We start from the raw sequence: 25,470 nt of genomic DNA, 5'->3' as shown, positions 1-25,470 counted from the left end.
TTCGTGGACGCGGTGATCCGGCTAATCTGGAGGGCGTGAACGTCGACGTCACCGCACTACCCGGGATCGGTGTCCGGAAGGACTTCGAAGTGCGATCCGGTCGCCGAATCGGCGTGGTCGCCCACCGCGATGGTGATATCGACCTGATCGTCTCCAAACTCGACGATCCCGACGCCTGTGCCGCGCAGATCCCGCTGACCACCGATGAGGCCGCGGTCCTGGCCAACTTGCTCGGTGCGCCGCAGCTGGTCGCCAAGCTCAACGACGACCACCGCGACCTGCCCGGGATCACCACGCGCCAGCTCCCGATCGGGGACGATTCCCCCTACGACGGCCGCACCCTCGGTGAGACCGAGATGCGTACCCGCACGAAGGCCTCCATCGTGGCGGTCATGCGGGCCGGGCAGTTGCATCCCTCGCCCGGACCCGATTTCACCTTCACCGCGAGCGACCTGCTCGTGGTCGTCGGCACTCCGGAGGGCTTGGATGCCGCCGCGAAGATATTGACGCACGGCTGAGCCGTGACGGACACCGCGCTCGCCCTGATCGAGCTCGGAGCGGTTCTCTTCGTTCTCGGCATGCTGGGGCGTGTCGCAGGCCGTGTCGGTATGTCGCCCATTCCGCTGTACCTGCTCGGCGGTGTCGCCTTCGGCCAAGGTGGTCTCATCGAACTCCGGGCCGCCCACGACTTCGGCCATATCGCGGGCGAGATCGGGGTGGTGCTGCTGCTCTTGCTGCTCGGCTTGGAGTACACGGCGGCGGAGCTGGTGACCGGCCTGCGTCGTTCCTGGGCGGCCGGTGTGGTGGACATCGTGGTCAACGCGTCACCGGGGGCGGTGGTCGCGCTGATGCTGGGCTGGGGTGTCGACGGCGCGATCACGATGGCAGGCGTCACCTACATCTCCTCCTCGGGCATCGTGGCGAAGGTCCTCGACGACCTCGGACGCCTGGGCAACCGGGAGACGCCGGTGATCCTGTCCATCCTGGTATTCGAGGACCTGGCGATGGCGGTCTACCTGCCGATCCTCACCACGGTGCTGGCGGGGCTCAGCTGGCTCAGCGGGCTGCGCGCCCTGGCGGTAGCGCTGATCACCATCACGCTGGTGCTCGTGGTGGCGCTGCGTTACGGGCGGTACGTCTCGGCGGTCGTGGACAGCGCCGACCGTGAGGTCTTCCTCCTCACACTGCTCGGCGCGGCGTTGCTGGTCGCGGGCGTCTCCTCGGCGCTGAGCGTGTCGGCGGCGGTCGGAGCGTTCCTGCTCGGCATCGCGATCTCCGGCTCGACCGCGCACGCGGCGGCGAAGATGCTCGAACCGCTGCGCGACCTGTTCGCGGCCATCTTCTTCGTGGCCTTCGGGTTGAATACCGACCTGCGAGCGATCCCGCCGGTGCTGGGCTGGGCGATCGCGCTGGCGGCGGTCACGGTCGTTACGAAGGTGGCGACCGGGTGGTGGGCCGCCGCACGCGAGGGCATCCGGCGGATGGGCCGGGCCAGAGCGGGCGCGGCGCTCGTCGCGCGGGGCGAGTTCTCCATCGTCATCGCGGGATTGGCCGTGAGCGCGGGCGCGATGGACGGTCAGCTCACGGCGCTCGCCTCGACCTACGTCCTGCTGATGGCGGTGCTGGGCCCGATCGCGGCGCGAGTGGTCGAGCCGATGGTCGGTTTGCTGCCCGACCGCGGCCGCCGCGAGCCCCAGGTCTACTGATCAGTCCTGGGCCGTGCGGGCTCTACGGCCCGCGGTCCGTTCCAGCCGATGCCAGAACAGGCTCGCGATCGCCCCGACCGCCAGCCCGATCACGGCGGCGCAGAGATGGCCGTAGTCGGTGAATGTCGGCTCGATCCACAGCGCCACGCCGAGCGTCAGGAGCAGCGCACCGGCCCACACCAGCCGCACCCTGCCGCGGAACCGGAATGCCAGCGCCGCCAGCACGGCCGAAAAGCCGTAGCTGGTACCGACATCCGCCGCGACGGCCACCCGCAGCGGGATGAGGCCACGGTCGATGGCGTGTGAGATGCCGGTGACGGTCAGCAGCGTCGCCCCGATGTGCCCGGTCGCGAACAGCAGGATCCAGCGCGCGGTGCCAAGCCAGCGCTCGGCATATGCCATGACGATCAGGAAACCGGCGATGGTCGTCCAGGGAAAGCCGCCGTCGGTCCAGAACGCCGAGGCGACCAGCACCTGAACCGGGTTGTGCCGCATGTTGTAGAGGTTGGTCGACGCCGAGAAGATCAATCTGCGCTCCACCGAGTCACCGACCCCGCGCAGCGTCCACCAGGTGACGAACAGCGTGAACGCGTAGGCGGTGCTGGCGGGGGCGGCTCCCAGGTGCGCGCGGATCGCGGGCAGGAGCCGCCGCGGCAGCCCGGGACGGCGCAGCCAGGCTTGCACGTCGCGCCACTCGGCGCGCAGGTCGACGGTCTGCGTCCACGGTGACCGCAGCCAGCTCGAAGTCGAGGTCGAGGCAACCACCCCGCAAGTCTGCCGGGCGCGAGCTGCGCGCGGCGAAGTGCCCCCGTCGTGGCGCTGTTTCCTCCGCCGCGTCTGCGGCCTGGCGCGGAAAAGCGCGACACCCGCATTCACCGGCCGCTGGAGGAATCGAGCGGACGACGAATGCGGGCGTCGAGGCGATGCGACCTAGTCGAGGTAGTCGCGCAGGACCTGCGAGCGGCTGGGATGGCGCAGCTTGCTCATGGTCTTGGACTCGATCTGGCGGATGCGTTCGCGGGTGACCCCGTAGACCTGGCCGATCTCGTCGAGGGTGCGCGGCTGGCCGTCGGTGAGGCCGAAGCGCAGCCGGACCACGCCCGCCTCCCGCTCCGACAGCGTCTCCAGCACCGACTGCAGCTGATCCTGCAGCAGCGTGAAGCTCACCGCGTCCACCGCGACCACGGCCTCGGAGTCCTCGATGAAATCGCCGAGCTGGCTGTCGCCCTCGTCGCCGATGGTCTGGTCCAGCGAGATGGGCTCACGCGCGTACTGCTGGATCTCCAGCACCTTCTCCGGCGTGATGTCCATTTCCTTGGCCAGCTCCTCCGGCGTCGGCTCGCGGCCGAGATCCTGGAGCAGCTCGCGCTGGATGCGGCCGAGCTTGTTGATGACCTCCACCATGTGCACCGGGATGCGGATGGTGCGGGCCTGGTCGGCCATGGCGCGGGTGATGGCCTGCCGGATCCACCAGGTGGCGTACGTGGAGAACTTGTAGCCCTTGGTGTAGTCGAACTTCTCCACCGCGCGGATCAGACCGAGGTTGCCCTCCTGGATCAGGTCCAGGAACGCCATGCCGCGGCCGGTGTAGCGCTTGGCCAGCGAGACGACCAGGCGCAGGTTGGCCTCGAGCAGGTGGTTCTTGGCCCGGTTGCCGTCGCGGACGATCCAGTTGAAGTCGCGGCGCATGGCGACCGGCAGCTTCTCGCCCTGCTCGGCGAATTCGCGCACCTTCTCCGCGGCGTAGAGGCCCGCCTCGATCCGCTTGGCGAGTTCGACCTCCTCCTCGGCGTTGAGCAGCGCGACCTTACCGATCTGCTTGAGGTAGGCGCGGACCGAGTCGGCCGAGGCGGTGAGCTCGGCGTCCTTGCGGGCCTGGCGCAGCGCCTCGGACTCCTCTTCGTCCCAGACGAAATCGCCGGAGGCCTTGTCGGCCGCCGTCGGCTCGTCGGCCTCGCTCTCGGCTTCCTCGGTTTCGGTGTCCTCGGCGACGTCGACCAGTTCGTCGCCGTCGGCGAGGTCCTCCTCGGAGACTTCCAGATCGCCGAGATCGTCGAGATCGAGCGACTCGTCCTCGATCGCCTCGTCGGCGCCGGGCTCGCCGTCGGGGCCCGCCTTCTTGGTGGTGGCCTTCTTCGCGGGAGCCTTGGCCGCCTTCTTGGCAGGCGCCTTCTTGGCGGCGGCCTTCTTCGCCGGAGCCTTCTTCGCGGCAGCCTTACGGACCGGCCGTGCTGCGGTTACATCTGCGGAGTCGGCATCGGCCGATTCGGCGGTCTGACGGGTATTCGTGGCTACCACGTACGCCCTTTCGTGACGGTCTCGTGCGGCGTCACGCCAGAGTGGGTTTCCGGCGGAGCGATCTGTCGGGTTGCACCGGCGGAGGGCCGGTCGGGGTTTCTCCGGCTCAGCCGGGCACGTTCCATTGTAACGATCTAACCAGGGTACCTACGGCACGATGCCGGGAACGGCATCCTCGCGGTTCCCGCGCGCCTCACGGTGCGACGCCCCCCGCGATCGCCATGGCGGCGCCGACGATGCCCGCGGTGTTGCGCAGGCGGGCCGGGATGACCGGAGTCCGGTTGGTGAGCAGGGGAATCCACTGCTCGGCCTCCCTGCTGATGCCCCCGCCCGCGACGAAGACGACCGGGAAGAACAGGTTCTCCAGCCCCGTCAGCACCAGGCTGACCTGCGCTGCCCACTGCTCGTAGCTCAGGCCGTCGCGTTCCTTGATCGAGGCCGCCGCGCGGTGCTCGCTCTCCATCCCCTGGATCTCCAGGTGACCCAGTTCGGTGTTGGGCACCAGTGTGCCGTGGTAGAGCAACGCCGAGCCGATGCCGGTGCCGAAGGTCAGCAGCATGACCAAGCCCGCGAAATTGCGCGCGGCGCCGAAGTGGTCCTCGGCCATGCCCGCGGCGTCCGCGTCGTTGAGCACGGTGACCGGACGGCCGCCGAGCGCGGCGGAGAACAGCGCCCGCGCGTCGGTGCCGATCCAGGACTTGTCGATGTTCGCCGCGGTGCGCGCCACGCCGCCGATCACCACCGAGGGCAGGGTGAGGCCGACCGGCCCGGTCCACTTGGCCTTGTCGACCAGTTCGGCGACCGCCTCCGCCACGGCGAACGGTGTCGCCGGGTGCGGCGTCGCGATCTTGATCCGCTCGTGGACCAACTCGCCGGTGGCCAGATCGACCGTGGCGCCTTTGACGCCGCTGCCGCCGATGTCGATGCCGAATGCGTGCCCCCGAGCGGACATGACTAACCCCTCGTCTCCCTGTGCTGGCCGGTGTGATGACAGCGCTGCACGGGGCCCGGGACGCCCATGGCGGGCGTGCGAATGGGATGCCCGACGACGGCGCTGTGTCGTGCACGACAAGAGTAATGGGACCACGAGGCTGGGCGTTCGGCGAGGATGTGTGATGCGATGGTGGGCGTGCCGGAAACCTCATCGTCAGTGTCCGACTACACCCCCGACTCGTTCGTCTCGATCGTCGCGCGTGGCGACGAAGCCGACCTGCGCCGTGTCGCGGTCGACCTCGCCGAGACGGCCGCCGCCCATGTCCGTGCCCGTCGTCCCGAGGTGTTCGGGCCCGCGGGCGTGCACGCCGAAGGCGCCGTGCGGTCCAAGAGCCACGAGACCGACCCGGTCACCATCGTGGACACCGAGACCGAAGAGCTGATCCGAAGACTGCTCGCCGAACAACGCCCCGGCGACCCGATCCTCGGCGAGGAGGGCGGCGGCAGCATCGATGACGCGAGCGCGGACACCGTCCACTGGGTGGTTGATCCGATCGACGGCACCGTCAACTTCCTCTACGGCATTCCCGGCTACGCCGTATCGGTGGCCGCGCTGCGCGGCGGCCGTCCGGTCGCGGGCGCCGTGGTGGACGTCGCGCGGGCAGCCACCTACAGCGCCGCGCTCGGACTCGGCGCGCTGCGTGTCGACGCCGACGGCGCGGTGGAGCACTTGAGTTGCACGCCCGTCGAGTCGGTGGCGATGTCGCTGGTCTCCACCGGATTCGCCTACGGCAGGCACCGCAGGAGCAGGCAGGCGGAATTGATCGCGCAGGTGCTGCCGCACGTGCGCGACATCCGCCGTTTCGGTGCGGCGGCACTGGATCTGTGTCATGTCGCAGCAGGCCGTGTGGACGCCTACTTCGAGCACGGCTTGAACGCCTGGGACTGGGGCGCGGGCGCGCTGATCGCCGCCGAGGCGGGTGCGCGCCTTACGCTGCCGCCCGCGACGGCGCCGGGCACCGACGGCGACCTGGTGGTGGCCGCCGCGCCCGGCATCGCCGACGAGCTGGGGGAGCTGCTGGCCCGGGTCGGCGCTACCGAGCCGATTCCGGACCGCTGATCAGCAGCGGGCCTGCCGTGCGGCGTCGAGCAGCTTGATGTCGATGGAGGTGGAGTTGCCCGGCGCCGGGTTCTTGAGCGAACGCAGCACTTCCTCGGCGTCGTTGCTGGGGTGGATGTCCCGGAACAGCGAGCCGAGCACGAGATCGACGGTGTCGTCGCCGCGTTGATCCTCGATCAGCTCGGCGCACGGCGCGACCAGCTGTACGGCGGCCGCGGCCGGACGGCCGTTGACGCCGAAGCGGACCTGCCCGGTGCATTCCAGGTCGCCGTTGACGTATACCGAATCGTTGCCGTATTGCGTTCCGGGAGCGCTCGCGAATCCTAGGTCGCCGAGCTGGGCGGCGACGTGCGCGGCCTGGCCGCGCTGGTTGTTCGCGTTCAGCACGCGCACCTTGCTCGCCGCCAGCGGTGCGGGTTCCACGTCCTGCAGCCGGCCTGCGCCGACCCGCTGGCCGAGCGGAGTCGGTTGCGGCGCACCGGGATCCGAGGCCGGACTCGGTGAGTTGCACGCCATCGCGGTGTGGTCGGTGTCGTGCGTCGTGAGGGCTTTGACCCAGACGATCCCGCAGATCAGGGCGAGAACGCCGAGCATGATGAGCCAGGGCTGGGGGCGGCGGCGCACGTACGGTTGCCCTTGCGAATCCGTCGCGGTGCCTTCGGTGATCAGTGAAACCACCAGCACACTCTACGAAAATGTGGGGCGGTCGCGTCGCAAGGTCTCGGTGCGTTCCACGGACGGTGTCGATTGCCCCTCATTTTCGACTCGGCTGTGTTTTGATTGCGACTTTTGCTCCGGGGTCCGCTATTGTCTGGCGGCCCAGATCGAATCACCGGTGCGGAAATCAGTGGTCGGTCGCGGGAACAAGAAGGGCATGTCCTGCGTTTACCCAGCGCTATCAGGAGTGGATCGGCATGATCCGCCCTGATAGGCGACCGGTGTACGTGTGACGTGCACCACCGGCGGGGCGGTACCGGTCGCGGCGATTCCGGCAGGAATCGGGTGTGAGCGGACCGGTCCGGGATATACGGAGTTAGGACGAGGGGAAGACGACATGGCAACCGACTATGACGCACCGAGGCGCACCGAATCCGACGATGTGTCGGAGGATTCGCTGGAGGAGCTGAAGGCTCGTCGTAACGAGGCACAGTCCGCCGTCGTGGATATCGACGAATCCGATACCGCGGAGTCGTTCGAGCTTCCCGGCGCCGACCTGTCCGAGGAAGTGCTGACGGTTCGGGTGATCCCGAAGCAGGCCGACGAGTTCACCTGTTCCAGCTGTTTCCTGGTCCATCACCGGAGCAGGCTGGCCAGTGACAAGGGCGGTCAGATGATCTGCATGGATTGCGCCGCCTGATCTCGACGAGATCGAACAACAGTGTCAGCCCGCGCTCGGTAGACCGAGCGCGGCGAGGACCCGTTCGGGCCGCCGCGTACTGACCAGCCAGTACGGCGTCGGATCGTCCGGGTCGTCGAGCACGAGCAAGACCATCGGCCCGATCCAGGGGCGATGCTGGACATAGGCGGCGGGGTCGAGCTGGCGACCCAGCGCCGCGCTTTTCGCGGTGGGGGCGACGGCGGCCGCGCGAGCAACGAAATTCACCGGCAGATGCGCGCGATCGGCGCGCAACTCCGGTGTGCCGTTCGCGTCCGGCGCCACTTCGACGCGGTGGCGGCTCAGCCAGAGCAGCACCCAGACCGGCACGGGGAACAGCAGCACATAGGGCAGCCAGGCACGCAGTCCCGGCGCGCCCATATGGATCTCCGCCGCGAGCAGTCCGGTGACGGCGAACGCCACCGGCCACCACCACAGCGGCACCCACAGGCGCTCCCGGTATCGGTGCGCAGGCTGCGCTTTCTCGTCCGCGGTCATGGGGTTGGGCTGGTCCGACACGAGTCAACACTAAGTCACGAGGGCAAACAGCCTACGCGTAGGCTCGTCCAACGTGAGCGCACTTTCACCCATACCCTTGCTGCGGCTCGACCCCGGCATCCCTCTGCCCACGCGCGCCCATGCGGGTGACGCGGGCGTGGATCTGTGCACCACGCAAGACGTCATCCTGGAGCCGGGGGAGCGGGTGCTGGTCGGCACCGGCGTCGCCGTCGCGCTACCGGTCGGCACCGTCGGCCTGATCCATCCGCGCTCGGGTCTGGCGGCCAAGGCCGGGCTGTCGGTGGTGAACACCCCCGGCACGGTCGACGCGGGGTACCGGGGCGAGATCAAGGTGTGTCTGATCAACCACGATCCGCGCACGCCGATCGAGTTGCGGCGCGGTGATCGGATCGCGCAACTGCTGGTACAGCGGGTGGAGCTGGTGGATTTCGTGGAGGTCGACTCGCTCGACGAGACCACCAGGGGAGCGGGTGGCTATGGCTCCAGCGGCGGTCACGCGAGTTTGACCGCACAGACGAACGGGGTGGGCCGGGCTACCGGCGAGGAGGCATGACGGGAATGTTCGGAAAGAGAAAGAACTCGAGCCGGGCCGCGGACGACCGGTACGACGAGGCGGGCGACTACGCCGACTACGAGTCCGCCTACGAGGGCGAGTACGACGACGATTTCTACGACGACGCCCCCACCGACGAGCGCTCGTATGAGGGCGTGGATCTGGACGTCGACCGGCCCAACGGACGGCCCGGCCCCTACGACTACGACGAGGTCGCCGAGCTGCTGGATTCGGTGTCCGAGCAGCGGCTGGATCTCGGGTCGGTGTTGTTGCCGGTCCCGCCGGGCGGTCAGCTGCAGGTCGAGATGACCCCGGAAGGCCAGCCGCAGGCGGTGCACCTGGCCACGGAGCACGGCCGGATCACCGTCGCGGCCTACGCCGCGCCCAAGACCTCCGGCCAGTGGCGGCTGGTCGCCGCGGATCTCGCCGACTCGCTGCGCAAGGACGGCGCCCGGGTGTCGGTCGAGAACGGGCCGTGGGGCCGAGAACTGCTGGCTCTGACCGAAGGCGCGGACCTGCGTTTCATCGGCGTGGACGGCTATCGCTGGATGGTGCGGCTGGTCGCGGCGGGCCCCTCGGGCGCGGCGAACGACGGCAGCCCCCTGGTCAAGGCGGCGCGGGCGATCCTGAGCGAGACCGTGGTGCGGCGCGGCGAGGACCCGCTGCCGGTGCGGGACCCGCTTCCGGTGGTGCTGCCGCAGGAGCTGGCCGAGCAACTCGCCGCGGCCCATCAGCAGCAGGTGGAGGCTCAGCAGCAGGCGATGGCCGCGCAGGTGGCGGCGCAGACCGGTGCGCAACCGGTGGTGCCGCGCATGCCGCAGGGCCCGCGCCGGGGCGCGGACGGGTCGGCCATGCAGCAACTCGGCCTGAACTGAGCGGAAGATCTCACGCGAAGGCGCCGATACCCGTGTGTCCCAGGATCGCGGGGTCGGCGCCGAGTTCGTCCAGCGTGATCCGGTACAGGTGCGCGCGGGGGGCCAGCGCCGCCCATTCCTCGGCGACCGCGCGCGGGTGCACCGGGTCGTCGACCGCGGTGACCACCGCGAGCGGCAGCTCGAATGCCGACAGCAGCTCGGCATCGGGCCACTTGTAGTCCGCGGCCTCCTCGAGCGCCCGCGGCAGTTCCGGCCACTGTGCCCGCCAGGACTGGGTCAGCGCGTCGGCCAGCCACCGCGGGCTGCTCGCCCGCATCCGGTCGATCACCGTGTCCAGACCGTCCACGCGCAGCTGCGCCGCGGTGGCCGCCGCGCTCAGCGTGGCGGGGCAGGCCGCGGTGTCGGGCCCGGTCCAGGCGGGCAGTGCCGCCACGACCCCCACGACGCGTCGGGGGTGCTCGGCGGCCCACTCCAGTGCGATCGCCGCGCCCAGGGAAATGCCCGCCACCAGCACCGGGCCCGAATCCGCCGCCGCATCCAGCGCTGCGCGGCAGCTCGCCACCACCCGGCGCGGGTCGGGTTCCACCGCGACGAAATCCAGGCCGCGTGCGGCGCTCGCGGGACCGAAGGCGCGCCTGGCGAAATCGGCGTCGGACCCGGTGCCGGGCAGTGCCACGACACGAGCGGGGTGTGGGGAGTCGAACATCGGTCCGAGCGTAGCGGGGGTGGCCCGGCCCATCTACAGTGGCGTTGTACGGCCGCCGCAGGCCGTGCGGATCGGATCCCTCACGATGGTGTGCGACCCATGCCATCTGCTCTATGCAGGAGAGCGTGCACAATGTCATCCGCAGCCTCAGGGTATTTTCGACGTCTGGGCCGCAGGCTGACCGAAGACATCGATCAGCTGGATGCCGAAGAGCTGGCCGAGACGTCCGAAGCATCGGGCGCGTGCCGCGCGTCGGAGTGTCGGCGCGGTGACGAGGCGACCATGCTCGGTAGGCTCCGTAGCGTCGAAGCGTGTCCCAAGTCGGCGGGCGCCAGCGTCCAGGCCGAGTTCTTCGACGGCACCGACGCGATCACGCTGGTCTGGATCGGGCGCAGGCGCATTCCCGGCATCGAGCCGGGCAGGCGCATCCTCGTCCGTGGCCGGGTCGGCGACCGCGACGGCCGCAAAGTGATCTTCAACCCCTACTACGAATTGCGCGGGAACAGCTGACGTATGCCTTTGAGCAACGACAACGCAGGATCGGACGACCGCACCGGGCTCCCCTCGCCCGACCGTGACGAGGAACGTGCCGAGCAGACCCTCCTCGAACAACTGGGCGGCTTCAGCGGCCTGATCTACTCGACGCTTCCTGTTGTCGTGTTCGTTCCCGTGAACAGTGTCGCCGGGCTGGCCGCCGCGATCTGGTCGGCCCTGGGGGTGGCGGCCGCCATCCTCCTGTGGCGCCTTGTGCGGCGCGATCCCATCCAGCCCGCCATCTCGGGCTTCTTCGGCGTCGGCATCTGCGCCTTCATCGCCTACCGGATGGGCGAGGCCAAAGGGTTCTTCCTCTTCGGCATCTACACCAGCCTCGTCTACGCCGCGGTGTTCCTCGCGTCCATCCTGATCCGCAGGCCGCTGGTCGGCGTGATCTGGGGCGTGCTGAACGGCCACGGCTCCGACTGGCGGTCCGACCCGCGCTCGGTGCGCCTCTACGACCTCGCCACCACCGCCTGGATCCTCGTGTTCGGGGCGCGCTACCTGGTGCAGTCGCAGCTCTACGACACCGACCGCACCGGCTGGCTCGCCTTCGCCCGCATCGCGATGGGCTGGCCGCTGACCGCGGTGGCGCTGGCCGTCACGATCTGGGCTGTGCGCCGGGCCGGTCACCTGCCCGCCAAGTCGGTGCGCGCCCGAACCGGCCTGAGCCGTTAACCTTCCGCCGCTATCGGGCGAAAACCACAGGGGTGGGGAGATCGCCACCGCCGAGGTGGGTGCTTCCCCACCCTGGGGTGCCTGGTTGGTCCTCCGAGTTCATCAGACGATCTATGCGTACCGAAAACACGCATTGATCGGCAAGAAAGGACTCGGACGTGGCTACCGAGCACAACACCGCGGCGCTGCCCGTCAACCACAACCCCGCGCTCTCGGAGAGCCGGCGGATCTCGGCCGAGCTGGACAAGCTGATCGGTCCGGCGGCCGGAGGCGATCGCCGGGCGGTCTCGGAGATCATCCGGATCGTTCATCCGCTGGTGCGGCGTTACTGCGGCGCGCGCCTGGGCAACACGGCCCATCTGCAGGTCACCGCCGACGACGTGGTCCAGGAGATCCTGCTGGCCACCGTCAACGCCATCCCGCGCTACCGCGACCAGGGCAAGTCGTTCCTGGCCTTCGTCTACGGCATCGCGGCCAACAAGGTCGCCGACGCGTTCCGCCGCTCGCAGCAGCACCCCGCCTACCCGGTGGCCGACGTCCCGGACTCCGCGTCCTCGGCCGCCGGTCCCGAGGAGTGGGCGCTGGCCTCCGAACGCCGCGCCGCCACAAGGGAACTCATGAAAGTGCTGGCCCCGGCGCACCGTGAGGTGCTGGTGATGCGCATCGTGCTCGGCTGGTCGGCCGCTGAGACCGCCGAGGCCATCGGCACCAGCCCGGGTGTGGTGCGGGTGATGCAGCACCGCGCGCTGAACAAGCTGCGCGCGGAGCTGAAGCTGGCCGCATAGGGTTTCCGGCAGCGCTTCGCCGAGAACGCGCGTCCGGCCGTGTCACGGGGAGTTACGGTCTGATGCCGTGGTTGGCGAGTTCCAGCCGGAGGTCCTCCTCGGCCTCCACCGAAGTCACGAACAGCAGCTCGTCGTCGCCTTCCAGCGCGTCGTCCGGCTGCGGCACGATCACGCGCCCGCCGCGCAGGATGGTGACCAGTGCGGCGTCGCGCGGCAGGGTGAGCGTGCGCACCGGTTTACCGGCCAGCACGGTGTCCGCGGGCAGCGTCATCTCCACCAGATTCGCCTGGCCCTGGCGCAGCGTCATCAGTCGCACCAGATCTCCGACGGAGACCGCCTCCTCGACCAGGGAGGCCAGCAGCCGGGGTGTGGACACCGCGACGTCGACACCCCAGGAACCGTCGAAGAGCCATTCATTGCGCGGATCGTTGACCCGGGCCACCACCCGGCGCACCCCGAACTCGGTCTTGGCCAGCAGGCTGTGCACCAGGTTCGCCTTGTCGTCGCCGGTGGCCGCGATCACCACCTCGTAGGTCTCCAGACCGGCCTGCTCCAGCAGGGCCAGTTCGCACGCGTCGGCGTGCACCCAGACCGCGTCGGGGATCGCGGCCGCATCGATGTGCTCGAGCTCACGCTCGAGCAGCATGACCCGATGCCCGCCGCGCAGGAGTTCCCTGGCGATCGATCGGCCCACGGCGCCTGCTCCGGCGATGGCCACTTTCATGTTCAGTCCTCGCTCGCGGGGGGCTTCCCGGCCAGGGCGACGGTTTCGCCCACGGCGCCGGATGCTGCGGCCACATAGACGATGTCGTCGGCCTGGATGATGGTCTTGCTGTCGGGGAGCACTGCCTGGCCGAACCGGATGATGAACGCGACCCGTGCCGCGACGGTCTGCTCCAGATCGCGCACGGTGCGGCCGTACCACTCTTCGTGCAGCGTCAGCTGGGTCACAGCGACAGTTCCGGTGGGGTCGCGCCAGGTGGTGGTGCCGGTGTCGCCGACGAGCGCGCGCAGGAAGCGGTCGGTGGTCCACGGGACCGTGGCGATGGTCGGGATGCCGAGCCGCTCGTAGACCGCGGCGCGCTTGGCGTCGTAGATGCGGGCGACGACCCGCTCCACCCCGAACATCTCCCGCGCCACCCGGGCGGAGATGATGTTGGAGTTGTCGCCGGAGGAGACCGCCGCGAACGCGTCCGCCCGTTCGATCCCCGCCTTTATCAGCACATCTCGATCGAAACCGACACCGGTCACCTGCTCGCCGGGAAAGTCGGATCCCAGGCGTAGAAAGGCACTGGAGTCCCGGTCGATCACGGTGACTTCGTGACCTACGCGGACCAGGGCATGGGCCAGCGACGAGCCCACGCGCCCGCACCCCATGATCACTACGTACACCGTGCAACCTCGTTCCTGGAACCGTGGTGTTCGGTCTGCTTCGCTGTTCGGTCGAACGCTACCCGCCGAATGATTCCACCGGCCACGTTCCCCCTCCAGCCGGCGAGCAAACCTGCGAGCCACGCGCGCGATCCACTGTGCGGGGGCCTATGCTCGCTCCAGTGTCCAAGTTGACGACGGCAGCGAAGCGAGTGCTGCTGGGCAGGCCTTTCCGTAGTGACTCGCTCGGCCACACGCTGCTGCCGAAGCGAATCGCGCTCCCGGTGTTCGCTTCCGATGCCATGTCATCGGTCGCCTACGCCCCCGAGGAGATCTTCCTCGTTCTTTCGGCCGCCGGGGTCACGGCCTACCTGTACGCCCCATGGGTCGGATTGGCCGTCGCCTTCGTCATGGCTGTCGTGGTGGCCAGCTACCGGCAGAACGTGCACGCCTACCCGTCCGGCGGCGGCGACTACGAGGTGGCCACCACCAATCTGGGGCCGAACGCGGGCCTGACCGTCGGCAGCGCGCTGCTGGTCGACTACGTGCTCACCGTCGCGGTGTCGATCTCCTCGGCCGCGTCCAACATCGGCTCGGCCATCCCGTTCGTCGCGACACACAAGGTGCTGTTCGCCGTCGTCGCCATCGCTCTGTTGACCGCGATGAATCTGCGCGGTGTGCGGGAGTCCGGCACGGCGTTCGCGATTCCGACCTACGCGTTCATCATCGGCATGTTCCTCATGCTGAGCTGGGGCCTGTTCCGGATCTTCGTGCTCGGCGAGGAGTTGCGGGCCGAATCGGCCGGTTTCGGATTGATCGCCGAGCACGAGCACCTCTACGGGCTGGCGTTCGCCTTCCTCATCGCGCGCTCGTTCTCTTCCGGGTGTGCCGCGCTGACCGGTGTGGAGGCGATCAGCAACGGTGTGCCCGCGTTCCGCAAACCCAAGTCGCGCAATGCCGCCACCACTTTGCTGATGCTGGGCACGATCGCGATCGTGTTGCTGATGGGCATCATCATCCTCGCCCAGAAGATCGGGGTGGTGTACGCGCACAACGTCGAGGACCTGACCGGCGCACCGTCGGACTACCACCAGAAGACGCTGATCGCGCAGCTCGCCGAGACCGTGTTCGAGGGTTTCCCGCTCGGCTTCTTCTTCATCACTACGGTGACCGCGCTGATCCTGGTGCTGGCCGCCAACACCGCGTTCAACGGGTTCCCCGTGCTCGGCTCGATCCTGGCGCAGGACCGCTACCTGCCGCGCCAGCTGCACACCAGGGGCGATCGGCTGGCGTTCAGCAACGGCATCCTGTTCCTCTCCGGCGCGGCCATCGCGTTCGTGGTGCTGTTCGGCGCCGAGGTGACCAAGCTGATCCAGCTGTACATCGTCGGCGTGTTCGTCTCGTTCGTGCTCAGCCAGACCGGCATGCTGCGGCACTGGACCCGCTTGCTGCGCACCGAGACCGACCCGGCGCAGCGCGCGCGGATGAAGCGCTCGCGGGTGATCAACGCGGTCGGTCTCAGCGCGACCGGAGCGGTGCTGGTCATCGTGCTGATCACCAAGTTCTTCGCGGGCGCCTACATCGCCATCTTCACCATGGTCGCGATCTTCGTCGTGATGAAGATGATTCGCAGGCATTACGATTCGGTCGCGCGCGAGCTGGACGAGCACGAGTGGGACGGCGTGCTGCCCAGCCGCTCGCACTCCATCGTGCTGGTTTCCCGGCTGCATCTGCCGACCCGCCGCGCCCTCGCCTACGCCCGCGCCAGCCGCCCGGACACGCTGGAGGCGGTGACGGTGAACGTCGACGAGGCCGACACCAGGGCGCTGGTGCGGGAGTGGGAGAACAGCGACATCACGGTGCCGCTCAAAGTGATCGAATCGCCCTATCGCGAGATCACCAAGCCGGTGCTGGACTATGTGAAGCGCGTGCGCAAGGACGCTCCGCGTGACGTGGTGACCGTGTTCATCCCGGAGTACGTGGTAGGCCATTGGTGGGAACAGGTGCTGCACAACCAGAGCGCGCTGCGGTTGAAGGGCAGGCTGCTGTTCGTGCCGGGCGTGATGGTGACCAGCGTGCCGTGGCAGTTGAGTTCGTCGGCGCGGGCGCGGACCCCCGGGGTGGTGAACGCGCCGGGCGCGGTGCGGCGCGGGTACGAGGATCGGATGTGACGTCCATGGAGCGTTCGGGATGAGCGATCGGCCGACCGCCACGTTCGAAGTGCGGCTCGGGCCGCCGGGTCACGGCGGCTTCTGTGTCGCACGGCACGAGGGACGTGTGGTGTTCGTCCGGCACGGCCTGCCCGGCGAGCTGGTGCGGGTCCGGGTCACCGAGGATCGCGGCGGCTCGTTCTGCCGTGCCGACGCGGTCGAGGTGCTCGAGGCGTCCCCGGATCGGGTGCGGGCCACCTGTCCGGTGTCCGGCCCCGGTGGCGCGGGCTGCTGCGATTTCTCCTTCGCCACGCCGGTGGCCCAGCGCGCGCTGAAGGCCACGGTGGTCGCCGAACAGTTGCGGCGGCTGGCCGGGATCGAGCGGGAAGTGGTGGTGGAGCCGATCGGGCCCGGCGACGCGATCGGCGGATGGCGCACCCGCGTGCGCCTCGCGGTCGACGCCCACGGACGTGCGGGCGTGCACCGCTATCGCAGCACCGACGTGATCACGGATCTGCGGTGCCCGCAACCGGTCGCGGGGGCTTTGGACGGGATCGCGGACCGGCGGTGGACGCCCGGCGCCGATCTGGTGATCGCGGTGGACGGCGATGGGATACGGCACGTCGTCGAGCTGGCGCCCGCTGCCGAGTCCGAACCGGTCGGCCACGAGCCCGGTCGGCGCGGTCCCGGCGGGAGTGGGCGGCGATCGGAGCCGGGGAGCCGGGATCGGCGTGCGGGCGGCGGAGGTGGTCGCCGCGATCGGCCGCACGGCCGGGATCGGCGCGGCGCACAGTGGCCCGCCGCGGAGTCCGCTCGCAGCGACGACCGGCGCGCGGCATCCGCACGACGCGCCGCGGCGCACGCGGCACGCGACGAGTGGGTGTTCGAGGGCAGCGGGCGCGCGGTCGAGTACGTGGCCGGGCGCCGGTGGGAGGTCGCGGCGACGGGCTTCTGGCAAGCGCATCACGGTGCGGCGCAACGGTATTCGGACCTGATCGCGGAATGGTCGGAACTCGGCCCCGGCGGCCGGGCGTGGGATCTCTACAGCGGCGCCGGGGTGTTCGCCGCGCGGCTCGCCGAGCGGGCCGGGCGGACCGGCGTGGTGCTCGCGGTGGAATCCGCGCGGCCCGCCGTCGCGGACGGCGCCGCCGCGTTGCGCGACCTGCCCTGGGTGGAATTGCGGGCACAGCGGGTGGAGCGCTGGGTGCTCGAGCACGTCGGTGCGGCCGCCCCGGACGTCGTCGTGCTCGATCCGCCGCGCGCGGGGGCGGGCAAAGAGGTGGTCGGCGCGGTCACCGCCAGCGGGCCGACGCGGATCATCCACGTAGGCTGCGATCCCGCCGCGTTCGCCCGTGATCTGGGCCTGTATCAGGCGGCGGGCTACCGGCTCGCCGATCTGCGCGCCTTCGACGCCTTCCCCGCGACGCACCACGTGGAAAGCCTCGCGTTGCTGGAGCGTTGAGCGGTCAGTCCTCGTAGACCGGGGGCCTGCGGTCCTTACGGGCGCGGATCGCTTCGTCGAAATTGCCGGTGGTGAGGCGGACGTACAACTGGGCCGTGCCCTCGTGCTGCATGTGCGATTCGAATCCGCCCGCCTCCATGCCGCTCCACAACATGCGCTTGGTGAGCTCGGTGCCCACCCGGCTGAAGCCGATGATGCGCTCGGCGAGGTCATAGCAGGTGTCCAGCAGTTTCGCCGCCGGAACCGTGCGGGATACCAGGCCGATTCGCTCGGCTTCGGTCGCGTCGACGTCGCGGCCGGACAACATGATCTCGAACGCCCTCGACGCGCCGACCGCGCGGGGCAGCAGATAGCTGAGGCCCAGTTCGGCGGAGGTGAGGCCGTTGTTGATGCCCGCGGCGCGGAAGTACGCGTCCTCGGCGGCGATCCGGATGTCGGCGCCGACGGCCAGGCACAGCCCGCCGCCGATGGCCGCGCCGTTGACCGCCGCGATCACCGGCTGGTGCATCCGCCGCAGCGTGATCAGCACGTCGTTGAGCAGGTCCATCGACCGGCGCGCGACACTGGTGACGGTCAGGCCGTCGACGTTCGGCACCTTTCCCGCGCCGGTCAGGTCGGCTCCCGAGCAGAAACCGTGTCCCGCCCCGGTCAGCACGACGACCCGCACGTCGTTGTCGGCGCGCACACCCTCCAGCGCCTCGCGCAGCGGGATCATCACGTCGAACGCCATCGCGTTCATCCGTTCGGGCCGATTGAGCGTCACCAGGGCGATATGGGGCCGTGGTTTGTCGATGAGCACGAACGACATGCGACCTCCTGAGCGGTGACAACCTCAATATAGGCACGCCGGGCGCGGCGCAGCGGTGAATCGCGCTCGGCACCCGCCGGATCCGGGGCGGGTCGCCGGACCGCCCAATTAGAGTCACCGCCATGACCGTGTACGCAATCGCGCAACTGAAGTTCACCGACCGCGCCGCCTACGATCGCTACCAGGCGCGCTTCCTCGACGTCTTCGTCCGCTACTCCGGGACGCTGCTGGCCGCGGACGAGTCCCCGCAGACCATCGAGGGCGTCACCGATCGCGAGAAGGTGGTGCTGATCTCCTTCCCGGACGAGCCGTCCTTCCGCGCCTGGGCCGAATCGCCGGAGTATGAGGAGATCTCGAAGGATCGGCACGCCGGAGCGGACACGGTCACCCTGCTGGTGCGGGGTCTCGGTCACGGGTCGTGAACCGGCATTCGGGCACGATGGAACCATGATCCATCACGTCCAATTGTGCTGTCCCGCAGGTGCGGAAGACCGGCAGCGTGGCTTCTATACCGGAGTGCTGGGATGGGCCGAACTCCCGAAGCCGCCCCTGCTGGCGGCCCGGGGCGGTTGCTGGTTCCGCGTCCCCGGGCGCGGTGGCCCGGACGGTGAACTGCACATCGGCGTGGAAGCCGACTTCCGTCCGGCCGGCAAGGCACACCCGGCGTTCGTCGTGGACATCGATGCCGTCGCCGCGGCGGTCTCGGCGGCCGGATATCCGGTCGTCTGGGCCGATCCGGCGGAGATTCCGGGGCGGCGGCGGTTCCACACGCACGACGCGGTGGGCAACCGGGTGGAATTCCTCGCGGACTGATCAGGGGGAGCACCAGGACCGGGCGCCGTCAGTCCAGCTGCCAAGTGACGCGGACGTCCGCGGAGATCTCGCTCTCGCCCAGCTCGACCGGGATGGCGACGGCACGGTAGGCCTCCATCGGAGCGGACATCGCCTGTGCCCGCGGAACCGGAGGCGCGGCGGCGGTGTCCTCGGTGATCTGCACGACGTCGCCGAGCGAGCGCCGTGCCCGCCGGGCGTACTGCTCGCCCTTGGCGAGGGCGTTGTCCCACGCGGCGTCGCGGGCGCGGGTGAGCAGGGATTCCAGGTCGGCGAAGGTGAGGGCCAGACCGCCGAGGCGCACGTCGTCACCGCCCGCCTCGACGCAGTTGGCGATGATCGTGCCCGGGCCGGGATCGGCCTGCTCGCCGATATCGCGCAACGCGACCGTCAGCGATGTGCTCGCGAGGTATCCCGTGATGCGGTTGCCCTGTCCCTCGGTCCACACCGTCTCCGTCTGTACCGACAGTCCGCTGGTGGCGATGTCCGCGCCGTCGACCCCGTCGGAGCGCAGCGATCGCGCGACCGCGGCCACGCGCTCACCGGCCCGGCCGTAGGCGAGCGCGACCTTGCTCGCGCGCGATTCGACGGAGATCGTCACCCGCATCAGATCGGGGACGGCGCGGGCGGTGCCGTGTCCGTAGGTGGTGACGGTGCCTGCCCGCGAATCGGTGTTCGTGCCCACTGAGCCTCCTCGTCGATCGCTGTCGATCCGCACCGCACCATCGTGCCCGCTTCAGTAGTCGCCGCCGCGGGCCGCGATCGCCCGCACAGCCGCGTCGATCTGCGCGAAGGCTTCGGCGGCCAGCTGTTCGAGCAGCGCGAGCTTCAGCCCGGGCGCTTGCGGGGTGAGCCGATCGAACCGTTCGGGGGTCAGCACCGCGACGCACGTCTCGGTCTCCGCCAGTACCTCGTTCCCGAACGGCGTTCCGACCAGCATCGGAATCTCCCCGAACGACATCCCGGCCGACAGGCTGAGCAGCCGGTGCGTGCGTCCGTCGGTGCCTTCGACCGTCAGGCGCACGCGGCCGTCGAGGATCAGGTAGAGACCCGAGCGCGCGCTGCCGCGTTCGGCGATCACCGCCCCGCGCGCGAACGTGCGCACCCGGAACTGCTCCGCCAGGCGGGATCGCTCGTCCGCGGCGAGGCCGGCCAACGCCGGGTGACTCTCGATGCCGAACGACGCGCGGGCGGCCTCGCCGGCGGGGCGACGGTTCGCGAGCACGATGTTCTCGCACCACTCGGTCGCGGTGTCGCGATCGATGAACACCGGCCCCCTCGGATCGTCGGGATCGATGCCGGAATCCGGGGACCGCAGTCGCGCGTCGGGATCGACCAGCGCGACACGGACACCCGCCGACAACTGCTCGAGTCGCAGGTCGTCGATCATCCGCACCGCGATCGCGCTCACCTCGCCGACCCTGCGCACGTCGATGGCCAGCGCTTCCAGCTCGCCCGCCTGCTCCTCGATGGTGCGCACCGTGCGCTCCGCGCCCGCGAACAGCAGGTCGCCGTGCAGCTCGTAGACACACGCGCGATGCCCGTGCGCGGCGAGCACCGCGATCTCCTCGGTCGGGCGGCGTAGCCGCGAGGGCACCTCGGCCACCGAGTACGCCGCCCGGATCGCGGCTCGCGCCGCTCGGGTCACGTGCAGGAAGTGCAGCTCGAGTCGCCGCGACAGTTCACGGCAGGCGGCCACGCCGCGCACGCTGTTGCCGTGCCCGTCCAGCCGCGGCGAGTACACCGCGATCCCGACCTGTCCGGGCAGCACCGCCACGATCCCGCCCCCGACGCCACTCTTGGCGGGCAGGCCGACAGTAGTCACCCAGTCTCCCGCCGCGTTGTACATGCCGCAGGTGGTCATGACACTGAGCACCTGCTCCGTCAGCGCCGCCGAGGCCGCCTGCTCTCCGGTGACCGGATTGCGCCCGTTGTTCGCCAGCGATGCGGCCATCAGGGCCATATCCTCGCAGGTCACGGTAACCGCGCACTGGCGGAAATAGCGATCGACCGCCTCGTCCGGGTCGGCGTCGAGGATGCCGAACGAGCGCAGCATGTAGCCGATGGCGCGATTGCGGTACCCGGTGCGCGCCTCGGAGGCGTAGACCGCCTCGTTCACGGTGAGCTCGCGCCCGGCGAAGCTCGAGTAGCAGCGCCGGATCCGCTCGAAGCGGTCGGCGGGGTCGCGGCCGTCGATCAGCGAGGCGGCGGTGATCGCGCCCGCGTTGATCATCGGGTTGCGCGGCCGCGCGGTCACCGGATCCAGGCTGATCTCGTTGAACGGCTCACCGGAGGGCTCGACGTCGATGCGCCGGGCGACCGCGGCCTGCCCCCGGTCGGCCAGCGCGAGGGCGTAGGTGAACGGCTTGGAGATGGACTGGATGGTGAATTCGGTCCGGACATCGCCCGCGCCGTAGATCCGGCCGTCGGCGGTGGCCAGGCAGATGGCGAACGAATCCGGTTGCACCGCGGCGAGTTCCGGGATGTAGTCCGCCAACGTTCCGGAGCGGTCGTCCCGGCAACGCCGGTGGACGTCGTCGACGATCCGTGCCACCACGCCGGGTTCGATTGTCCGGGAGACCACTTGCTCGGGCCGGGCCACCCTGTCACTCTAGGCCGGGTACCGTATGTCGAGGCTCACATTTCGACGCCATGTCGGTTGGTGTGACCGTTCTCGTGCGGGAGCACCGGCCGCCGCTCCGTAGACTGATCGGATCAGATGCGCTATCCGGAGGGAGCTAGTTCAGGTGGGAGTGCTTTCCCGGGTCGACACGCCCGATGATCTGCGCCGGCTGACCGTGCCGCAGGTGCGCGAGCTGGCGGAGGAGGTCCGCGAGTTCCTGGTGCGCAAAGTCGCCGCGACCGGCGGGCACCTCGGCCCGAACCTCGGTGTGGTCGAACTCACCATCGCCCTGCACCGGATCTTCGACTCGCCGGCCGACCCGTTGATCTTCGACACCGGCCACCAGGCCTATGTGCACAAGATCCTGACCGGGCGCAAAGACCAGTTCGACTCGCTGCGCAAACAGGGCGGCCTGTCCGGCTACCCGAGCCGGGCCGAGAGCGCGCACGACTGGGTGGAGTCCTCACACGCCTCGGCGGCTCTGTCCTACGCGGACGGCCTGGCGAAGGCGTTCGCGCTGAGCGGGCAGGACCGGCACGTGGTCGCGATCGTCGGCGACGGCGCGCTCACCGGCGGCATGTGCTGGGAGGCGCTGAACAACATCGCCGCATCCGACCGTCCGGTGGTCGTCGTGGTGAACGACAACGGCCGCTCCTACGCGCCCACCATCGGCGGTCTGGCCGAGCGGCTGACCGCGCTGCGCACCCAGCCCGCCTACGAGCACGCCCTGGACGCGGGCAAGCGGATCCTCAAGAGCATCCCCAGGGTGGGCGAATCGGCGTACTCGATGGTGCACGCGGTGAAGGCGGGCATCAAGGACGCGGTCAGCCCCCAGGAACTGTTCAGCGACCTCGGCTTGAAGTACGTCGGGCCGGTGGACGGCCACGACGTCGTCGCGCTCGAGGCCGCGCTGCGCCGGGCCAAGGACTTCGGCGGCCCCGTCGTGGTGCACGCGGTGACGCAGAAGGGCCGCGGCTACGCGCCCGCCGAGAACCATGTCGCCGATCAGATGCATGCCTGCGATCCCATCGACCCGCTCACCGGCGTCCCGGTCGGTGGTCCGAAGGCGCGCGGATGGACCTCGGTGTTCTCCGAGGAGTTGATCGCGCACGCCGAGCGCCGCGCCGACATCGTCGCCATCACCGCGGCGATGCCGGGCCCGACCGGATTGGCGGCGTTCGGGGAGCGCTTCCCGGACCGGATGTTCGACGTCGGCATCGCCGAGCAGCACGCCATGGCCTCCGCCGCGGGCCTCGCGCTCGGCGGCATGCACCCGGTGGTGGCGATCTACTCGACCTTCCTCAATCGCGCCTTCGACCAGCTGCTGATGGACGTGGCGCTGCTGAAGCAGCCGGTCACCGTGGTACTGGACCGCGCGGGCATCACCGGCTCCGACGGCGCCAGCCACAACGGCATGTGGGATCTGTCGGTCCTCGGGATCATCCCCGGCATCCGGGTCGCCGCGCCGCGCGACGCCGCGACGCTGCGGGAGGAACTGGCCGAGGCGCTGGCCGTCAACGACGGACCGACCGCGCTGCGTTTCCCGAAAGGCAGTGTCGCCGAGGATATCTCCGCGGTCGAACGGCTGGACGGCATCGACGTGCTGCGGATGGCCGAGCCGGAGGGCGGATCGGTGCAGGCGGTGCACGGCGACGTACTGCTCGTCGCGGTGGGCTCGTTCGCGGGCACGGCGCTGGAGGCGGCGAATCTGCTGGATTCCGAAGGCGTCTCGGTCACCGTCATCGACCCGCGCTGGGTGCTGCCGGTCTCCGACGCGCTGCTGAAACTCGCGGAGAACTACCGGCTCGTGGTCACGCTGGAAGACGGTGGCCTGCACGGCGGCATCGGTTCCACGGTGTCGGCCCGGCTGCGCAACTCCGGGCTGGACATCCCGACCCGCGATCTCGGTGTGCCGCAACAGTTCCTGGACCATGCCTCGCGCGGTGAGGTCCACGCCGAACTCGGCCTCACCGGCCCGGACATCGCTCGCCGGATCAGCGGGTGGCTGGCCGCTCGCTGACGCCGCAGCCACGGGCGAGCCGACGGAGCGGGCGCTAGTCCGACGGCGGCAACGCCGCGGCCAGTCGCGGGACGTCGAGTTCCCGCTGCCACGGCCGGGCGCCGCCGGACTTCAGGAATCCGTCGACGGCGGAGGGGTCCACCGCCTCGTAGTCGGGCAGTCCGTCCCAGCACAGGCGGCGAACCAGATCCGGCGCGAGCAGGTTCTCCACCGGGATCGCGTGCTGCGCCGACAGGTCGGCCATGGCGGCTCGTGCCCGGGTCAGGCGCGCCGCCGCGGCCGGGTCGCGGCGCTCCCAGCGGTTGACCGGCGGCGGGCCGTCGAACGGCTGGGTGAGCGGCGGGAGGTCGCTGTCGGGCAACGTACGGCCGCGCTCGATCGCGGCGAGCCATTCGCGGGAGTACCGGCGCTGGCGCGGACCGCCGAACACCGGCAAGGTGCGCAACTGCGCGATGGACCTGGGTTCCGCGGCCGCCGCGGCGATGATCGCGGCGTCCGGGAGGATGCGGGCGGGCGCCACGTCGCGGGCACGGGCCAGCGCGTCCCGCGCGGTCCACAGCTCGCGCACCACCGCCAGTTGCCTGGTGCGCCGCAGGGTGTGGATGCCCGAGGTACGCCGCCACCGCTCGGCCTTCGGCGCGGGCGGGTCCAAGGTGCGAATGTGTTCGAATTCCTGTATCGCCCAATCCGTTTTGCCCTGCGCATCGAGTGCGTCGGCCACGGCGTCGCGCAGTTCGAGCAGCAGTTCCACGTCCAGGGCGGCGTAGTTCAGCCAGTCGGCGGGCAGCGGCCGGGTGGACCAGTCGGCCGCCCCGTGCCCCTTGCGCAGTGCGTGGCCCAACAGCCGCTCCACCATCGCGGCGAGCCCGACGCGCTCGAAACCAGCCAGACGTCCGCCGAGTTCGGTGTCGAACAGCCTGGCCGGGCGCAAACCCAGTTCGGCCAGGCCGGGAAGATCCTGGTCCGCGGAGTGCAGGACCCACTCCAGCCCGTTGATCGCGTCGGCCAGCGGGCCGAGGGCTTCGGTGACCGGGATCGGGTCGATGAGGAACGTGCCCGCGCCCGCACGGCGCAGCTGGATCAGATACGCGCGCGCCGAATAGCGGAACCCGGAGGCGCGTTCGGCGTCCACGGCCAGCGGGCCGGTGCCCGCGACCAGCCGGGCGGCGGCTGCGCTGATCTCGGCGGCGGTGTCCAGTACCGGTGGCACGCCCTCCACCGGCGCGAGCAGCGGCGTCGCGGCCGAGGGTTCGGATTCGTCTGGTACGGACATGGTGTTGAACTTTACGTGCCGACGCCACGGCGCCGCCGTCCTATCGGCGCATAAGTGTGTCGGCGAATCGGGCGCGATGTGCCCCGCACACAGAACGAGGGGCTCCGGCGCAGGTCACGGCACGCCGACGGGCGTGCTCAGGGGTGATCGCCGGACAGGCCGGGCCGGATCTGCAGCTGGGTCACCCCGGCCGGCGGCAACCCCGCCGCGTAGGCCAGTACCTCGCAGAACGCCTCCAGATGCGGGCGCATGTCGGTGGTGACCGGCGTCCACGACGCGCGTATCTCCAGCTGATGGGCGCGCGGCGGACCGGCGATGTCTCCGTAGCGCACCGAGCTGGTCGAGGTCACCGTGCCGCCGAGCGCGGTGAACGGCTCGGTGCGCGACTCCAGCGCGTCCACCAGCCAGCTCCACGCCACCTCGGGCAGCAGAGGATCGGTGGCGAGCGCGGCGTCGATGTCGGCCTGGATGTAGGCGACCAGGCGCAAGGTGCCGTGCCAGGTGTCGTCGCCGTCCGGATCGTGCAGCAGGATCAGCCTGCCGAACGCGTCGCCTTCGGAATCGGCCGGTACGACAGGGGTTTCCGGATGAGCGACCTCCGCGCCGATGGCGTAGGAGAACGGTGCGAGTCGTTGCGGGGGCCGGATGGGCGCGAGCTCGATCCGAGGGTGCACGGTAGCGGTGCCCATCGCCTCGACCGCGGCGCGAAACTGAGCTGGCTCGCCATGAGGTCCTTCGGTCGGTGCGGCGCCGTCGCGGAAGTCGAGCGGTGTCACGAATGCTGACGGTAGACCTTGTGCACCCGGCGCAGTCGGAGGCGCGCCGCTACGGGCCATGCGGCGTCCGTGCG

The 25,470-nt window shown here is 70.0% G+C and carries 26 protein-coding genes and 1 pseudogene; 14 read left to right on the top strand and 13 right to left on the bottom strand.

The genetic code is table 11. The features are described from left to right. The first annotated feature begins 35 nt into the window (after positions 1 to 35). Positions 36 to 518, top strand: coding sequence for a cation:proton antiporter regulatory subunit (locus ACWESM_RS01015; protein WP_355070361.1), 483 nt, complete (start codon positions 36 to 38; stop codon positions 516 to 518). A 3-nt stretch (positions 519 to 521) separates the two neighbouring features. After that, on the top strand, positions 522 to 1,706 hold the full coding sequence (locus ACWESM_RS01010) for a cation:proton antiporter (protein WP_355070363.1): 1,185 nt from the start codon (positions 522 to 524) through the stop codon (positions 1,704 to 1,706). Here the strand turns inward: ACWESM_RS01010 and ACWESM_RS01005 are convergent, their stop codons facing one another. The 3 genes and pseudogenes from ACWESM_RS01005 to ppgK all read right to left on the bottom strand — a co-directional run bounded on the left by ACWESM_RS01005 (position 1,707) and on the right by ppgK (position 4,956). Further along, a complete protein-coding gene (locus tag ACWESM_RS01005; RefSeq protein WP_355070365.1) occupies positions 1,707 to 2,471 on the bottom strand; it encodes a rhomboid-like protein in 765 nt (254 codons plus the stop codon). A gap of 165 nt (positions 2,472 to 2,636) precedes the next feature. Then, positions 2,637 to 4,037 (bottom strand): annotated as a pseudogene (locus ACWESM_RS01000) (RNA polymerase sigma factor); the annotation flags it as partial. Positions 4,038 to 4,197: 160 nt separating this feature from the next. Beyond that, on the bottom strand, positions 4,198 to 4,956 hold the full coding sequence (ppgK, locus tag ACWESM_RS00995; RefSeq protein ID WP_355070367.1) for a polyphosphate--glucose phosphotransferase: 759 nt from the start codon (positions 4,954 to 4,956) through the stop codon (positions 4,198 to 4,200). Between the two features lie 156 nt (positions 4,957 to 5,112). On the opposite strand from ppgK, the gene ACWESM_RS00990 reads away from it, so the two are divergent. After that, complete coding sequence (locus tag ACWESM_RS00990) at positions 5,113 to 6,057, top strand: inositol monophosphatase family protein (protein WP_397275967.1); 945 nt, start codon at positions 5,113 to 5,115, stop codon at positions 6,055 to 6,057. On the opposite strand, the gene cei is transcribed toward ACWESM_RS00990, so the two are convergent. Beyond that, positions 6,058 to 6,735: an envelope integrity protein Cei gene (cei, locus tag ACWESM_RS00985; protein WP_355070370.1), complete on the bottom strand. Its 678-nt coding sequence runs from the start codon at positions 6,733 to 6,735 to the stop codon at positions 6,058 to 6,060. It lies immediately after the preceding gene. 376 nt (positions 6,736 to 7,111) lie between these two features. Here cei and ACWESM_RS00980 point away from each other — a divergent pair, with 376 nt between their 5' ends. Beyond that, positions 7,112 to 7,414 (top strand): DUF4193 domain-containing protein, encoded by a 303-nt coding sequence (locus ACWESM_RS00980; protein WP_014351871.1) that lies wholly within the window; start codon positions 7,112 to 7,114, stop codon positions 7,412 to 7,414. A 24-nt stretch (positions 7,415 to 7,438) separates the two neighbouring features. Here the strand turns inward: ACWESM_RS00980 and ACWESM_RS00975 are convergent, their stop codons facing one another. After that, a complete protein-coding gene (locus tag ACWESM_RS00975) occupies positions 7,439 to 7,930 on the bottom strand; it encodes a DUF3093 domain-containing protein (RefSeq protein WP_355071029.1) in 492 nt (163 codons plus the stop codon). A 73-nt stretch (positions 7,931 to 8,003) separates the two neighbouring features. Here ACWESM_RS00975 and dut point away from each other — a divergent pair, with 73 nt between their 5' ends. Continuing rightward, positions 8,004 to 8,504, top strand: coding sequence for a dUTP diphosphatase (gene dut, locus ACWESM_RS00970; protein ID WP_355070372.1), 501 nt, complete (start codon positions 8,004 to 8,006; stop codon positions 8,502 to 8,504). Between the two features lie 5 nt (positions 8,505 to 8,509). Next, a complete protein-coding gene (locus ACWESM_RS00965; RefSeq protein WP_364425988.1) occupies positions 8,510 to 9,379 on the top strand; it encodes a DUF3710 domain-containing protein in 870 nt (289 codons plus the stop codon). A 10-nt stretch (positions 9,380 to 9,389) separates the two neighbouring features. Here ACWESM_RS00965 and ACWESM_RS00960 read toward each other — a convergent pair whose 3' ends face one another. Beyond that, entirely contained in the window at positions 9,390 to 10,085 is a 696-nt protein-coding gene (locus ACWESM_RS00960) for an alpha/beta hydrolase (RefSeq protein WP_355070376.1), read from the bottom strand. 132 nt (positions 10,086 to 10,217) lie between these two features. Between ACWESM_RS00960 and ACWESM_RS00955 the strand changes: the two genes are divergently transcribed. From ACWESM_RS00955 to ACWESM_RS00945, 3 genes are all read left to right on the top strand, one after another. Then, complete coding sequence (locus ACWESM_RS00955; protein ID WP_067808861.1) at positions 10,218 to 10,595, top strand: OB-fold nucleic acid binding domain-containing protein; 378 nt, start codon at positions 10,218 to 10,220, stop codon at positions 10,593 to 10,595. Positions 10,596 to 10,598: 3 nt separating this feature from the next. Further along, positions 10,599 to 11,297 (top strand): DUF3159 domain-containing protein, encoded by a 699-nt coding sequence (locus ACWESM_RS00950; RefSeq protein ID WP_364425983.1) that lies wholly within the window; start codon positions 10,599 to 10,601, stop codon positions 11,295 to 11,297. Positions 11,298 to 11,455: 158 nt separating this feature from the next. Further along, the gene (locus ACWESM_RS00945; RefSeq protein WP_355070380.1) at positions 11,456 to 12,082 is read left to right on the top strand and encodes a sigma-70 family RNA polymerase sigma factor; all 627 of its coding nucleotides are present in this window, start codon (positions 11,456 to 11,458) and stop codon (positions 12,080 to 12,082) included. Between the two features lie 52 nt (positions 12,083 to 12,134). Here the strand turns inward: ACWESM_RS00945 and ACWESM_RS00940 are convergent, their stop codons facing one another. Then, positions 12,135 to 12,806 carry a potassium channel family protein gene (locus ACWESM_RS00940; RefSeq protein ID WP_355070382.1) on the bottom strand — a complete coding sequence of 224 codons (672 nt, stop codon included), beginning with the start codon at positions 12,804 to 12,806 and terminating at the stop codon, positions 12,135 to 12,137. Between the two features lie 2 nt (positions 12,807 to 12,808). Then, positions 12,809 to 13,474 carry a potassium channel family protein gene (locus ACWESM_RS00935; protein WP_355070384.1) on the bottom strand — a complete coding sequence of 222 codons (666 nt, stop codon included), beginning with the start codon at positions 13,472 to 13,474 and terminating at the stop codon, positions 12,809 to 12,811. A gap of 161 nt (positions 13,475 to 13,635) precedes the next feature. Between ACWESM_RS00935 and ACWESM_RS00930 the strand changes: the two genes are divergently transcribed. Next, entirely contained in the window at positions 13,636 to 15,624 is a 1,989-nt protein-coding gene (locus ACWESM_RS00930) for an APC family permease (protein ID WP_355070385.1), read from the top strand. A 19-nt stretch (positions 15,625 to 15,643) separates the two neighbouring features. Next, on the top strand, positions 15,644 to 17,065 hold the full coding sequence (locus tag ACWESM_RS00925; protein ID WP_356961583.1) for a class I SAM-dependent RNA methyltransferase: 1,422 nt from the start codon (positions 15,644 to 15,646) through the stop codon (positions 17,063 to 17,065). Between the two features lie 4 nt (positions 17,066 to 17,069). Here ACWESM_RS00925 and ACWESM_RS00920 read toward each other — a convergent pair whose 3' ends face one another. After that, positions 17,070 to 17,873, bottom strand: coding sequence for an enoyl-CoA hydratase (locus ACWESM_RS00920; RefSeq protein ID WP_364425977.1), 804 nt, complete (start codon positions 17,871 to 17,873; stop codon positions 17,070 to 17,072). 122 nt (positions 17,874 to 17,995) lie between these two features. On the opposite strand from ACWESM_RS00920, the gene ACWESM_RS00915 reads away from it, so the two are divergent. Continuing rightward, the gene (locus ACWESM_RS00915) at positions 17,996 to 18,295 is read left to right on the top strand and encodes a DUF1330 domain-containing protein (protein ID WP_379251145.1); all 300 of its coding nucleotides are present in this window, start codon (positions 17,996 to 17,998) and stop codon (positions 18,293 to 18,295) included. A gap of 25 nt (positions 18,296 to 18,320) precedes the next feature. Then, positions 18,321 to 18,686 (top strand): VOC family protein, encoded by a 366-nt coding sequence (locus ACWESM_RS00910; protein WP_067809896.1) that lies wholly within the window; start codon positions 18,321 to 18,323, stop codon positions 18,684 to 18,686. Between the two features lie 28 nt (positions 18,687 to 18,714). Here ACWESM_RS00910 and ACWESM_RS00905 read toward each other — a convergent pair whose 3' ends face one another. Both ACWESM_RS00905 and glsA read right to left on the bottom strand, forming a co-directional pair. Next, positions 18,715 to 19,389: an SIMPL domain-containing protein gene (locus tag ACWESM_RS00905; RefSeq protein ID WP_452490603.1), complete on the bottom strand. Its 675-nt coding sequence runs from the start codon at positions 19,387 to 19,389 to the stop codon at positions 18,715 to 18,717. 51 nt (positions 19,390 to 19,440) lie between these two features. Then, positions 19,441 to 21,258, bottom strand: a complete 1,818-nt coding sequence (gene glsA / locus ACWESM_RS00900; protein ID WP_452490939.1) for a glutaminase A — start codon at positions 21,256 to 21,258, stop codon at positions 19,441 to 19,443. A 193-nt stretch (positions 21,259 to 21,451) separates the two neighbouring features. Between glsA and dxs the strand changes: the two genes are divergently transcribed. Continuing rightward, positions 21,452 to 23,347: a 1-deoxy-D-xylulose-5-phosphate synthase gene (gene dxs, locus ACWESM_RS00895; protein ID WP_452490601.1), complete on the top strand. Its 1,896-nt coding sequence runs from the start codon at positions 21,452 to 21,454 to the stop codon at positions 23,345 to 23,347. Between the two features lie 34 nt (positions 23,348 to 23,381). Here dxs and ACWESM_RS00890 read toward each other — a convergent pair whose 3' ends face one another. Together ACWESM_RS00890 and ACWESM_RS00885 are read right to left on the bottom strand one after the other, a co-directional pair. Beyond that, positions 23,382 to 24,620, bottom strand: a complete 1,239-nt coding sequence (locus ACWESM_RS00890) for an HRDC domain-containing protein (protein WP_355070395.1) — start codon at positions 24,618 to 24,620, stop codon at positions 23,382 to 23,384. Between the two features lie 137 nt (positions 24,621 to 24,757). Further along, the gene (locus ACWESM_RS00885; RefSeq protein WP_084823786.1) at positions 24,758 to 25,396 is read right to left on the bottom strand and encodes a DUF3000 domain-containing protein; all 639 of its coding nucleotides are present in this window, start codon (positions 25,394 to 25,396) and stop codon (positions 24,758 to 24,760) included. Positions 25,397 to 25,470: the final 74 nt, after the last annotated feature.

The organism is Nocardia sp. NPDC003999 (genome assembly GCF_053604885.1).
This window is presented reverse-complemented; position numbering and strand designations above follow the sequence as displayed.

Bases quoted from the DNA above. Each gene is read 5' to 3' on its own strand.
- ppgK (WP_355070367.1), bottom strand. From the start codon at position 4,956: ATGTCCGCTCGGGGGCACGCATTCGGCATCGACATCGGCGGCAGCGGC.
- ACWESM_RS00990 (WP_397275967.1), top strand. From the start codon at position 5,113: ATGTGTGATGCGATGGTGGGCGTGCCGGAAACCTCATCGTCAGTGTCC.
- ACWESM_RS00980 (WP_014351871.1), top strand. From the start codon at position 7,112: ATGGCAACCGACTATGACGCACCGAGGCGCACCGAATCCGACGATGTG.
- ACWESM_RS00975 (WP_355071029.1), bottom strand. From the start codon at position 7,930: ATGACCGCGGACGAGAAAGCGCAGCCTGCGCACCGATACCGGGAGCGC.
- ACWESM_RS00965 (WP_364425988.1), top strand. From the start codon at position 8,510: ATGTTCGGAAAGAGAAAGAACTCGAGCCGGGCCGCGGACGACCGGTAC.
- ACWESM_RS00960 (WP_355070376.1), bottom strand. From the start codon at position 10,085: ATGTTCGACTCCCCACACCCCGCTCGTGTCGTGGCACTGCCCGGCACC.
- ACWESM_RS00955 (WP_067808861.1), top strand. From the start codon at position 10,218: ATGTCATCCGCAGCCTCAGGGTATTTTCGACGTCTGGGCCGCAGGCTG.
- ACWESM_RS00950 (WP_364425983.1), top strand. From the start codon at position 10,599: ATGCCTTTGAGCAACGACAACGCAGGATCGGACGACCGCACCGGGCTC.
- ACWESM_RS00940 (WP_355070382.1), bottom strand. From the start codon at position 12,806: ATGAAAGTGGCCATCGCCGGAGCAGGCGCCGTGGGCCGATCGATCGCC.
- ACWESM_RS00925 (WP_356961583.1), top strand. From the start codon at position 15,644: ATGAGCGATCGGCCGACCGCCACGTTCGAAGTGCGGCTCGGGCCGCCG.
- ACWESM_RS00920 (WP_364425977.1), bottom strand. From the start codon at position 17,873: ATGTCGTTCGTGCTCATCGACAAACCACGGCCCCATATCGCCCTGGTG.
- ACWESM_RS00915 (WP_379251145.1), top strand. From the start codon at position 17,996: ATGACCGTGTACGCAATCGCGCAACTGAAGTTCACCGACCGCGCCGCC.
- ACWESM_RS00910 (WP_067809896.1), top strand. From the start codon at position 18,321: ATGATCCATCACGTCCAATTGTGCTGTCCCGCAGGTGCGGAAGACCGG.
- ACWESM_RS00890 (WP_355070395.1), bottom strand. From the start codon at position 24,620: ATGTCCGTACCAGACGAATCCGAACCCTCGGCCGCGACGCCGCTGCTC.